Below are 11,436 nucleotides of genomic sequence, written 5' to 3' on the forward strand. Positions count from 1 at the left end.
GGCACGCATGAGCGGCTACGAGGCGCGTTTCGCGGTGTGGCGCGGTGACGCGGAAGGGGGCGGCCTGGAGGAGTTCCGCGTCGAGGTCCATGACGGAGAGGTGGTCCTCGACGTCGTCCACCGTCTCCAGGCGACCCAGACGCCGGACCTGGCCGTGCGCTGGAACTGCAAGGCGGGCAGGTGCGGTTCGTGCTCCGCCGAGGTCAACGGCCGGCCGCGGCTGATGTGCATGACCCGCATGTCGGTGTTCGGCCGCGAGGAGACGGTCACCGTCACGCCGCTGCGGGCCTTCCCCGTCGTCCGCGACCTGGTCACCGACGTCGGCTTCAACTACCGCAAGGCGCGGGAGATCCCGGCGTTCGTGCCGCCCGCCGGGCTCGCGCCCGGCGAGTACCGCATGACGCAGCGGGACGTGGACCGTTCACAGGAGTTCCGCAAGTGCATCGAGTGCTTCCTGTGCCAGGACACCTGCCACGTGGTCCGCGACCACGAGGAGAACAAGACGGCGTTCGCGGGACCGCGCTTCCTGATGAGGGTGGCGGAACTGGACATGCACCCGCTGGACGCCGCCGGGGAGTCGGGGCTGGACCGCGGGCGCACCGCCCAGGACGAGCACGGCCTCGGCCACTGCAACGTCACCAAGTGCTGCACGGAGGTCTGCCCCGAGGGAATCCGGATCACGGACAACGCGCTCATCCCGCTGAAGGAACGGGCCGTCGACAGCAAGTACGACCCGCTGGTGTGGCTGGGCTCCAGGATCAGGAGGCGGTCGTCACCGTAGCGGGCCCGTGCCGGGCGCTCCCCACCCCACCCAGTCCTCCCGGTAGGCCGTCCAGTCCGCCTCCGTCGCCGCGAAGTCGACGTACAGCGCGACCCCGAAGCGGGCGCGGTCGGCGTCGGTGCGGGACAGCCCCAGGCGGACACCGCGGACGGCGGCGGGGACGGTCTCCGCCGAGCCGCGGTGGCCGAAGGTGTCGTCGGTGAAGAAGGGCAGGCCCATCAGCAGGTCGGTGGTGGGTGGGGTGGCCTCCAGGGCGAGCGACGTCTGCTCGGCGACGTAGCCGCCGTAGGTGCTCTCCCACTGCTGCATGGTGTCGTACGACATCACCGCGATCTGGTCGACGCGGCGTGCCACCTGCCCGAAGAACGCCTGCGACCACCACTTGGGGTGGTGGAAGAGCGCACCGGCGGCCGCGTGCAGTCCGGGCAGCGGGTCGATCTGGTGCGCGGCGACGGACAGGACGACGTGCCGGGCGGCGGTCTCGCGGTGCAGCGCGTCCAGCAGGGAGAGGTAGTTCCGGTCTCCCGAGTGCAGCGGCTCCAGGTCGAAGTGGACACCGTCGAAACCGGCGTCGAGGACCTCACGGGTGGAACGGAGCACGGCCGCCCGCGTCGCCGCCCGTTCCAGGTGCATCCCTTCCGGTTCCTCCGGGGCCAGCACGTCCCCCAGCCAGGCCTGCACCCGGACGCCGGGCAGCGCGCGGTGCACGGACGCGACGAGCCCGGACGCCCCCGCAAAGGCCGATCGCGGCAGGGTGCCGTCGTGCTCCAGCGGGCCGGCGTGGACGTACAGATCGTGGATGCCGGTGCTCTCCAGGCGGCGGGCGAGGGCGGCGACGTCGGCGTCGCCCTTGCGTCCGTCCACCCAGGCGTGTCCCAGCCAGATCGCGTCGCGGCCGCGGGTGAGGGTGCCGTCGGCCGGGTCCCCCCGGTAGTTCAGGCGCAGGGCGACCTGGGTCGCGAGCACGGGTAGCAGCAGGACGAGGACGAGCGCGAGGGCGGCCCGCCGGGCCCAGCGGGTCCAGCGCCTGCCCCTCCGGGGGGCGGACGGCTGCTGCACGGCCGTCGGGGCCTCCTCACCGTCCCTGCCGGTACCGGCCGGCACTGTCTGCTCCATCCCCACGTCCCCCGTCTCGCTTCCCGGCTTCCCCGGCGGCCCGCCCCTCCTGCGCCCGGGCAGGGCCCCGGCTCGGACGCATCCCGCTCGCGCCCCCGCATACACCGCCATACGCTCCCAAATGTGACAGCGTCCAGGAGCCGGAACCGCCCGCGGCGGCGATCCGCCTCGCACATACCGGTGCGGGTCGCGCACACCGTGCTGGGTGGCACGGCCGCACTGGTGTGGCTGGTGCTTCCAGGGATGACGTCCCCGTCCGCCCCTCCGGTTGCGGTCGCGCCGCCCGGCCCGGCCACGAGCGCCGGCGGTGGCGCCGCGCCGCAGGAGGACGGGACGGACCCCGCCGACCTCGTGCTGCCGTTGCTGGCCGTCGGCGCGGCCGGAGCCGCCGCCGGATTCGCCTATGTGCGCCGCGCCCGGCGGGCGCGGACCCGTACCACGCCCGCCGGGCGCCCGCGCCCCTCGGACAGGACGGCGCGCGAGCCCCGGACGGAACCGGCCGGCCGCCCGGCGCCGCCCACTGCCGGGGGCGGCGCCTCCCCGGCGGACGCCGTGGCCCCCGCAGGCCCCGTCGTCCCGTCCCGGCCGTACCGGCCCGGTCTGGACGAACTCGACCGGCAGGCCTGCGCGGCGTTGGTGGAGGCGGACGACTGCGTGCGCGGGTCCCGCGAGGAACTCTCCTTCGCCGAGGCCGGGTTCGGCGGGCGGGCGGTGGAGTCGTCCGCCCGGGCGGTGCGGGAGGCGCAGGGCGAGCTGACGGCGGCAATGCGGATGCGTCAGCGGTACGACGAAGGGATACCGGCGGAGGAGGCGGCCCGCCGCCAGACTCTCGCGGGGATCGTCGGACGGTGTGCGGAGGCCGGGCGCCGGCTGGACGCGGAGGCTCCCGGCCTCGACCGGCTGTGGGCACAGGAGCAGGAGGCCGGTGCGGCACTCGGCAGGACGGAGACCCGGTTCAGGGAGCTGACCGGCCGGACCTCGGCCGCCGGGACGACCCTCGCCGGGCTCGCCGGGCGGTACGCGTCCGCCGCGAGCGCGGACGTCACCGGGTACGTCGAACAGGCCAAGGACCGCCTGCTGTTCGCCACCGCCCGCCTCAACCGGGCGCGCCAGGCGGGTGACCGGGGGGACACCGCGGCCGCGGCCGCCCACCTGCGCGCGGCCGAGGGCGCGGTCACGCAGGCGGGTGTCCTCGTCGGCGCCGTCGAACGGCTGGCCGCGGACCTGGCGGCGGCGGAGGGGATGGTCGGTGCCGCGCTCACGGGCGCGGAGGCGGAGCTGGCGACGCTGCGCGTGACGCCCCCGTCCGCCGGGCCCGGCGGACGCCCGGCGGGCGCGGCCGCGGCCGAGGCGGAGCGGCGGCCCCCGGCACCCGGCACACCGGGCGAGCCGGGTGCCACCCCTCCCGGCGGGCTCGCACATGTCCTCCCCCCGGGGGAGCTGCGTTCCCTGGTGATGCACGCCGACGCCGTGCTCGCCTCGGTCCGGCACGAGCTGACGAGCGGGCGGCCCCGCGACCCTCAGGCCCTGCTGCGCCGGATCACGGCCGTCCTCGCGCCGGTCGCGAGCGGCCGGGCCGGGGTGCTGCCGGCCGCCGCGCGGCTGGCCGCCGGCAGCACCGTCGCGGCGGCCGACGGCTTCGTGGCCACGCACCGGGGCGCGGTGGGGGCCCCGGCCCGTACCCGGCTGGCGGCGGCCGGGGACCTGCTCGGCTCCGCCGGCCTCACCGATGCGGTGCGCGCCGACGCGCTCGCCCGCCAGGCCCGGGACCTGGCCGAGCAGGACGTACGGCTGCACGGCACACCCTCCGCGGGGGCCGCCGAGGACGAGCTCGGTGCTGCGGGCGCGGTGCTCGGCGGGATCCTCCTGCCCGGGGGGACGCCGGTGTCGTTCGGCGGGCCGCGGACTCGGGGCCGCCGCACCGGCCGGCCCGACGCCCCCGGCACGCAGGGGTAGGCGCGTCTTCGCCGGGACGGAGACACCCGGGGCCCCGCGGGGTCCGTGGTCCGGTGCGGGGCGGCGAGGACCGGCACCGGTTCGCCGGGGCGTGCGCCGAGGGGATCGGCCCGTGGCGCCGGGTCAGAACAGGCTGAGCAGTGCCTCGGCCGGGTCCGTGAGCACCGACTCGCCGTCGGGCAGCGGCAGTTCGAACCACACCGTCTTGCCCCGGGGGGTCCGGCGGGAGCCCCAGGACGCGGAGAGCAGGCCGACCAGTTGCAGGCCCCTGCCGCCCTCGTCGGTGTCGCGGGCGCGCCGGCGGCGCGGCTGGACCAGGCCCGAGTCCCACACCTCGCACACCAGCGTCCGGTCCAGCAGCAGGCGGAGTCTGATCTCGCCCTCGCCGTACCGCAGGGCGTTGGTGACCAGCTCGCTGACGAGCAGCTCGGCCGTGTCGACCAGCGGCTCCAGGTCCCAGGACAGCAACCGGGCGCGGGCGGACTCACGGGCGCGGCCCACGCTGCGCGGTTCACGGGGCAGCGTCCAGTCGCCGACGGACTCGGCGGGCAGTCCCTGGACGCGGGCCATGAGCAGGGCGATGTCGTCCTCGCCGTGGTGGGTGTCGAGGGTGTTGAGGACGTGGTCGCAGACGTCCTCCAGAGGGCTGGAGGGGTCGGTGAGCGCGCCGACGAAGGCCTGCAGGCCCTCGTCGAGGGGGTGGTCGCGGGATTCCACCAGGCCGTCCGTGTAGAGGGCGAGCAGCGCGCCCTCCGGCAGCTCCACCTCGACCTCCTCGAACGGCTCCCCGCCGACGCCGAGCGGCATGCCCGGCGGCACGTCCAGCATGAGCGCCGACTCGCCGGGCTCGACGAGGACCGGCGGCAGATGGCCGGCGTTGGCGAAGGTGCAGCGGCGGGTGACGGAGTCGTAGACGGCGTACACGCAGGTCGCCAGGTACACCTCGGACAGGTCGGCCTCGCGCGGGCGGCGGGCGGCCCGGGTGGCCTGCTGCACGCCGCCGGGGGTGCCGAGACCGCGGGCGATCTCGTCCAGCGCGGAGAGGACTTCGGCCGGTTCGAGGTCGAGCAGTGCCAACGTCCGGACCGCGGTCCTGAGTTCGCCCATCGCCACGGCCGCGCGCAGGCCGCGGCCCATGACGTCGCCGACCACCAGCGCCGTTCTGTGACCGGGCAGTTCGATGACGTCGAACCAGTCGCCGCCGACCTCGCTGGGCCGCCCGGTGGACGCGTTGCCGGGCAGGTAGCGGCAGGCGATGTCCAGGCCGGACGCCACCGGGTCGCCCGGCGGGAGCAGGGACCGCTGCAGTATCAGAGCCCGCTCGTGCTCGCGGCGGTACAGGCGGGCGTTGTCGATGCAGACGGCGGCGCGGGCGGCCAGGTCGACGGCCAGGTCGCGGTCCCGGTCCCCGAAGGGCTCGCTGCCCTTCGTGCGGGCGAACTGGGCCAGTCCGACGACGGTGTCGTGGGCGACCATCGGTACGGCGAGTGTGGACTGCACCAGGCCGCCCTCCTCGCCGGGCACGTTCCGCGGACGGGCGGTGCGCAGCACGTCGGCGCAGGGCGAGTTGAACGGGTAGTGGTGGACCGCGCCCAGGGCCATGGGCCCGCCGGCGCCGCCCCGGAACGGCGCGTCGGCGACGGCGCTGGCGAAGGCGACGCGGCGCAGTTCGGCGCTGCCGTCGGCGAGTCCGGGTGCCGTCTCGTCGCCGCTCACGAGGCCCTGGTACAGGTCAACGCTGGCGAGGTCACAGAAACCGGGGACGACGACGTCCAGGAGTTCGCGGGCGGTGGTCTCCAGGTCCAGGGAGTTGCCTATCCGGGCGCCGGCCTCGTTCAGCAGGGCGAGGTTGCGGCGGGCCGCGGCGGCCTCGCGGGCGGCGGCGCGGCGGGCGGTGATGTCGGTGCCGAGCCAGGCGATGCCGATGGGCCGGCCGGAACCGCTCTGCACCCGGTAGAGGTTGATCGACCAGTGGCGGCGTTCGTCGGAGTCCGGGACGTGGCCGGTGACGTGCATGTCGGTGATGGAATCGCCGGTCTCCAGGACCCGCCGCAGGGTGGCGGAGACCCGGTCGGCCTCCGGCCGGGGCAGGTAGTCGTGGACGCCCTTGCCGCGGTGGTCGTCGGGGCTGCCGCCGAAGATGGAGGCGAACCGCTGGTTGGCGCGGCGCACTCTGAGTTCGGTGTCGATGAGCAGGAAGCCGAACGGCGATTGACCGAAAATCGACTGCGAGGCGGCGAGGTCGGTCTCGATGCTGCGCAGCGTGCGGACGTCGACGACGATGCACACGGCGGCTCTCTCGCCGCCCTTGTTCCGCGTCGGCATGACGTAGACCTCGGCGAGCCCGTCCTCGCCGCGTCCGCCGCCCTCAGGGGCCGGCATCCGGAAAGGGACCACTCCCGTCCACTCGCGGCCGTCGAGGATCTCGGCCATCCGGCGCTGGCCGTGCGCGCGCAGGTCGGGGTCGACGAACGTCTCGACGGGGTCCATGCCGACGGCGCGGTCGGCGGGGATGCCGAAGATCTGCTCGGCGCGCAGGCTCCACTGGTCCACGAGTCCGTCGGGGCCGATGGAGAACGAGGCGACCCTGATGTAGTCGTAGATCGAGCCGGGCGGGCTGCTCTGCCACACGGGTTCGCCCGGCCCTCGGCCGTCGGCGGCGGCCGTGTTCCCCGCCGTACGGGCCAGGGCCCGCGTGGCGTCCGGGGCGAGTGCGCCTGCGGCCGTCGCCCTCACGCCGTCCGACGGGTCCTCGGACTCCGTGGCCTTCGCTGGTATCTCGCTCACGCGAACCGTCCCCTCCAGCTCACCGCGTCCGGCACCGGTCACCGGCGGCGGCTGCCCGCAGTATCCAGCACTACGGCGCCGCGCAACACGGTGTTCACGATCACAGCACGGTCCAGGCATTTTCCGGACCGTGCTGCGAGAACACTTCCAGTCTTCTAACCAGGGGACACGGCCCCGAATCACGCACGGCGGCAATCACCGGTGGCCGGATCCCGGCGCCCGACGGCGTCACCGGCCGTGTGCAACCGTGCCACCCCGGCACGCCCCCCGGTTCACCCCGGGATCTTCAGTTCGAACCACACCGTCTTACCACCCTCCCCCGGCCTGGTGCCCCAGCGGTGCGCCGCGGACGCCACCAGTTGCAGACCCCGGCCGGTCTCGTCCTCGGGCCGGGCGTCCCGCTCGCGCGGCGGGTCGGGCAGCGGGTCGGAGACCTCCACCAGCAGCACGTTCCGCAACCCGTCGGGGCGCACCAGGCGGAGCCCGATCGGTCCGGTCGCGTGCCGCAGGGCGTTGGTGACCAGCTCGCTGACGAGGAGGGCGGCGACGTCACCGACGTTGTCGAGGTGCCAGGCGGCCAGTCGGCTCCGTACGGCGGCACGAGCGGTCCGCACGGCACCCGGCTCTGCGGGAAAGGTCCACTCGGCGCAGTCGCCTTCGGTGTCGATCACGCCGATCACTTCCCAGGCCAGCGAGTCCACCCCTGTCCGGTTTCGTGGGGTTAATGGGCACATACCCGATATCAGGAGGGCAGTACCGCCCGGGAGGGCGCACTGTGGCACAAACGGCGTACCGGAAGCACACCCGCTCGCCCCCGGCGCACGATGCGGTACCGATCCCTTCGGCGCACATCGCCGCACCCCGGCACACTCCGCCACGACATGGAGCGCCCGCGGGGGTGCAACCGGGAGGCGGCAAGGGTCTTCAGAGGTCGGGACACGCCGCGGATCGCCCCAGGCGGGGTGCCGCGGCGACGGCGCGGGCCGGCTCCGCCGGGGCCCGGTACGGTCCCGTGCGCCCCCACCCGGCTCCACGCGGCCCGGGTCAGCGGGAGTCGGCACCCAGTCGTGCGGCCACCTCGCGGACCGCGGGCACGTCCTGGTCGAGCCAGCCCACCTCCCAGAGCTCGCCGGGCGCGAGCCAGCGCAGCGCGTCGTGGTCCTGGAGGGGCTGCGGCGCGGCGGATCCGGGCAGCAGGCGGGCGGTCCAGACCGTGAGGACGTACGGTGCGCGCAGCGGCCACTCCCCCGGCACCCGCTCGACGACCTCGGCGGACACGCCGAGTTCCTCGCGCAGTTCGCGCTCCAGGGCGGCCTCGGGGCGCTCGCCCGGCTCCACCTTCCCGCCGGGCAACTCCCAGCGGCCGGCCAGGTCCTCGGGCGCGCTGCGGCGGGCGGCGAGCAGTCGGCCGCCGTCGAGGAGGGCGGCCCCCACCACCGTGATCCGTTCGCTCATGGGCCGGAGCCTACGCCGGCCGCGGGCAGGTCAGTTGCGGGTGGCCTCGCCGTTCTGCCCGATCCGCTCGACCCAGTACAGCTGCTTGTGGCCGCGGCGGTCGAGACTGTCGGCGATCTTCTGGGCCTCCGCCCGGGTCGCGTACCGGCCGACGCGATAGCGATTGCCGTTGTCGTCCTGCCTGACGACGAGCCAGGGAAGTGAGGCCACGCTGTCGTTCATCGCCCCTCACCACTCCTTCCCGCCTCGGTCCGGCCACGCCCCGCCCGCGGCCCGCGCCATGCCCCGCCCGCTAAGGAAACCGCAATCCGCATATGCCCGAGCCTACGCCTTACCTTTACGCAGCGAACACGCCTTTTCACAAAGAGGTACGCAACCGGCCAGCACGGAAGGGGCGCACGACATCGCACGCGCCGTGCGCCGAGGACACCTCCCCCGCTCGGGGGCGTGTCGGGCACACCAGGAACGACCTGCGAAGACGACCGAAACACAACGGCACGACAGAGGCGCACGCGCCCGAACGGTGCGGTCGCTGCCGAGGGCAACTGCCGCGGGGTTGTGCGCCACCCCCCGCAAGCGTGGCGCATGTCACACGGAGGAGGAACCGCGGGGCCGCGCCCTCGGCCACGTCCCCGGCAGGCTGTGACTACTTCACCGGCAGGTGGTACGCGACCCGGAAGCGGTCGGCCGGGATGACCACGTCGGCCGTCTCGACCGGGCGGCCCGAGGCGTAGTACGTGCGCTGGACGACGAGCACGACATGGCCGGGGACGCCTCCGAGGGTGAGCAGTTCCTCGGCGAGGCCGGGTCTGGCGCCGACCTCCTCGGTGACGTTGTCGACGATGATGTCGATCGCCCGCATGCGCTCGACCACGCCCATGCCGCCGAGCGGCCCCTCCTCGGGCAGCATCACGGGCGTACGGCCGGTGACGGCGAGGGGCTCCCAGGAGGTGGAGAGCATCATCGGCTCGCCCCCCTCCCGGAACAGGTACCGGGTGCGCATCACGCGCTCGCCGGCCCCGATGCCGAGCCGCTCGGCGACCGCGGCGCTCGCCCCGGTCTGCTCACTGTGCGACTCCCAGGTGCCGCGCGCCTCGGCGTCGGCCTGCTCCTGCCGGAACGGGGTGGCCCCCGCGGCCGGGCGGAAGCCGGAGCGGGCGACCCGGCGCGGCACCGGCCGCTCGCGCACGTACGTACCCGAGCCGGAGCGGCCCTCGACCAGCCCCTCCGCCATGAGCACCTTGCGCGCCTCCAGGGCGACGGTGTCCGAGACGCCGTACTCCTGGCGGATGCGGGCCTGGGAGGGGAGGCGGGTATGCGGTGGCAGCAGGCCGTCGACGATCTTCTTGCGGAGATCACCCGCGACACGCAGATACGCCGGCTGCTCACCGAAAGTCACTGGCCGCTCCCATCAGCTTGTACAGACAGCAACAGCGTGGCAACCGACCGTTGTGCCGGGCAAGTAAAGGCCAGGGAATCACTCGATGTGATGACTTGCGCGGGGGGAAGGCTTTACCCAGGCACTTTCTCCCCGCTATGGCCGCGTTCACACGTCCGCGCAAGCGCGTGCCGCGCTCACACGGCGATGCCGCCACCGCCGGCCGAGGCGCCGTCCTCACCGCCGCGCCCCTCGCCGGAACCCTGGCCGCCGAACCACTTCGGCGGGGTCGTGGTGAGCCCCAGGGCGCGGCGGGCGCCGAGTGTGGAGTCGGCGTCGACGGACGCCCAGCCCTTGTCGTAGTGACCGGCGAAGGTGTCCGCGTCCGTGGCCGCGGCGGCCTTCGCCCATGCGTCACGCGCGGCCCGGAGGTCCTTCAGCCAGGCGGCGACGGGCTGTTCGGCACCGGCGGACCAGACGTGCCCGCGCAGCGCCGTGAGCTGCGCGGAGAGTGCACTGCGGACGTCACCCGCCCAGGCCCGATGGGCCTTCAGGTCGTCCCGGGGGGACGCCTCGGGCTCCTCCCCCAGGGCGTCGTCGACAGCGGACTGGGCTCGCAGGAAGGCGAGTTGGTCGCTGTCGAGGGTGGTCGCGTCCAGGCGCAGCGAGCCGGTCAGGCCCTGGCCCTCCTGCTCGCTGCCGAGGACGCAGGCCACCGAACGGTCACCCAGTCCCCAGGTGTCCTCGGTCGGGCCGAGGTAGAACACCTCGACGTCGTCGGTGACGGCCCAGGAGTCCATGACGTAGTCGCCGATGTGCGCGGAGCAGGCGTCGTCGGCGGCGTCGCTCACGGCGGCGGCGCCGGGATAGGAGGAGCCACCGGTCATCGTGAAGGTGTGGAACACCTCGCCGTCGTGCTCCCGGTCGCAGGGCACCTCGTCGACGTCGTACACGTCCCCGTCGCCCATGCCGCCGGGCGCCACGTAGCAACGGCCCTCGACGAGCGACGAGTCGGCGCCGCCGCGCACGCCCTCCCGGAAGCCGTCCCACATGTCCGCGGCGGCGCCCGTGGCCAGGACCGCCGCCCACAGCGCGAGCCCGATCGCCGACAGCACGGCCCCGGTGACGGCCATGGCCGTGCCGCGCTCGCCCCTGCGGCGGATCTGCACCAGCGCGATCACACCCAGCACCAGTCCCAGCCCGGGGACGCAGCACAGCAGGCCGAGGACGAGAGCGGCGATGGCGACGCCGTTGACCGGCGCCGGCCGGTTGACGGGGCTGTAGCCCTGCGCCCACGGCTGGTACGGCGGGCCGTAGGGACCCGGCGCCTGATGAGGCCCCGGCGCGGCAGGGGGCTGATGGGGCCCGGGGGGCGGCGGTATGGACACGGGTGCCGTGCTCCTGGTTCGTGGTGCGGGGCGGGACGGGGGCTCGGCGCGCGAGCGGCGGGAACTGACGTACGACTGGCCGCATCGTAAGCGGGCGGCGGTCACACACGGAACGCCGGTGGCCACGGGGCGGCGTTCCGGGGCGGACGACGACACGGCGGTGGGCCCACATCATCGACACCGGTGTCCGCATCACCCACAGCGACTTCGCGGTCCGCGCCTCCTACGGCTACGACGCCGTCGACAACGACGGCTCCAACGCGTCGTAGGCGAACGCCAACGGCACGGGGCGACTGCGCGTGAGCGACAACGCCTGGTTCGACACGGGCACGCTCGGCGCCTGGGCGCTCCCGCTCCAACTCGGCCGATCGCAGGCGACTTTCGGTGACGTCCTGCAACCGTGCCACCGGAACGCCCTTCGACTCCCGTCAGGCCAGCGCTTCGTGCAGCGGTCGCTAGCGCGCCCCCGCGAGGCCGGCACGGTGTGAGAACGGGAGCGGTGTGAGAGCGGGAGCCCGAGGCGGCCCCGCGGGGCACGCACGGGCGGCACCTGGGGTTGCCGGCGACCGAACGGC

At 74.6% G+C, this 11,436-nt stretch carries 9 protein-coding genes; 2 read left to right on the forward strand and 7 right to left on the reverse strand.

Annotation, left to right across the window (positions count from 1 at the left end):
* Positions 1-7 precede the first annotated feature (7 nt).
* Positions 8-781, forward strand: coding sequence for a succinate dehydrogenase/fumarate reductase iron-sulfur subunit (locus tag I3F54_RS24540; RefSeq protein ID WP_240121074.1), 774 nt, complete (start codon positions 8-10; stop codon positions 779-781).
* Here the strand turns inward: I3F54_RS24540 and I3F54_RS24545 are convergent.
* Complete coding sequence (locus tag I3F54_RS24545; protein WP_240121076.1) at positions 773-1,897, reverse strand: glycosyl hydrolase family 18 protein; 1,125 nt, start codon at positions 1,895-1,897, stop codon at positions 773-775. The two genes, I3F54_RS24540 and I3F54_RS24545, sit on opposite strands and share 9 nt — an antisense overlap.
* 123 nt (positions 1,898-2,020) lie before the next feature.
* Between I3F54_RS24545 and I3F54_RS24550 the strand changes: the two genes are divergently transcribed.
* Entirely contained in the window at positions 2,021-3,853 is a 1,833-nt protein-coding gene (locus tag I3F54_RS24550) for a hypothetical protein (RefSeq protein WP_240121078.1), read from the forward strand.
* 123 nt (positions 3,854-3,976) lie between these two features.
* Here the strand turns inward: I3F54_RS24550 and I3F54_RS24555 are convergent, their stop codons facing one another.
* The 6 genes from I3F54_RS24555 to I3F54_RS24580 all read right to left on the reverse strand — a co-directional run bounded on the left by I3F54_RS24555 (position 3,977) and on the right by I3F54_RS24580 (position 10,861).
* Positions 3,977-6,640 (reverse strand): SpoIIE family protein phosphatase, encoded by a 2,664-nt coding sequence (locus tag I3F54_RS24555; RefSeq protein WP_240121079.1) that lies wholly within the window; start codon positions 6,638-6,640, stop codon positions 3,977-3,979.
* A gap of 272 nt (positions 6,641-6,912) precedes the next feature.
* Positions 6,913-7,341 (reverse strand): ATP-binding protein, encoded by a 429-nt coding sequence (locus I3F54_RS24560; RefSeq protein ID WP_240121080.1) that lies wholly within the window; start codon positions 7,339-7,341, stop codon positions 6,913-6,915.
* A 343-nt stretch (positions 7,342-7,684) separates the two neighbouring features.
* Positions 7,685-8,095: a (deoxy)nucleoside triphosphate pyrophosphohydrolase gene (locus I3F54_RS24565; RefSeq protein WP_240121081.1), complete on the reverse strand. Its 411-nt coding sequence runs from the start codon at positions 8,093-8,095 to the stop codon at positions 7,685-7,687.
* A 30-nt stretch (positions 8,096-8,125) separates the two neighbouring features.
* A complete protein-coding gene (locus I3F54_RS24570) occupies positions 8,126-8,317 on the reverse strand; it encodes an SPOR domain-containing protein (protein ID WP_240121082.1) in 192 nt (63 codons plus the stop codon).
* A gap of 424 nt (positions 8,318-8,741) precedes the next feature.
* Positions 8,742-9,494 (reverse strand): GntR family transcriptional regulator, encoded by a 753-nt coding sequence (locus I3F54_RS24575; protein ID WP_240121083.1) that lies wholly within the window; start codon positions 9,492-9,494, stop codon positions 8,742-8,744.
* Between the two features lie 176 nt (positions 9,495-9,670).
* Complete coding sequence (locus I3F54_RS24580) at positions 9,671-10,861, reverse strand: DUF4190 domain-containing protein (protein WP_240121084.1); 1,191 nt, start codon at positions 10,859-10,861, stop codon at positions 9,671-9,673.
* Positions 10,862-11,436: the final 575 nt, after the last annotated feature.

This window comes from Streptomyces sp. MUM 2J (assembly GCF_022414535.1).
In the GTDB taxonomy this organism is placed as follows: domain Bacteria; phylum Actinomycetota; class Actinomycetes; order Streptomycetales; family Streptomycetaceae; genus Streptomyces.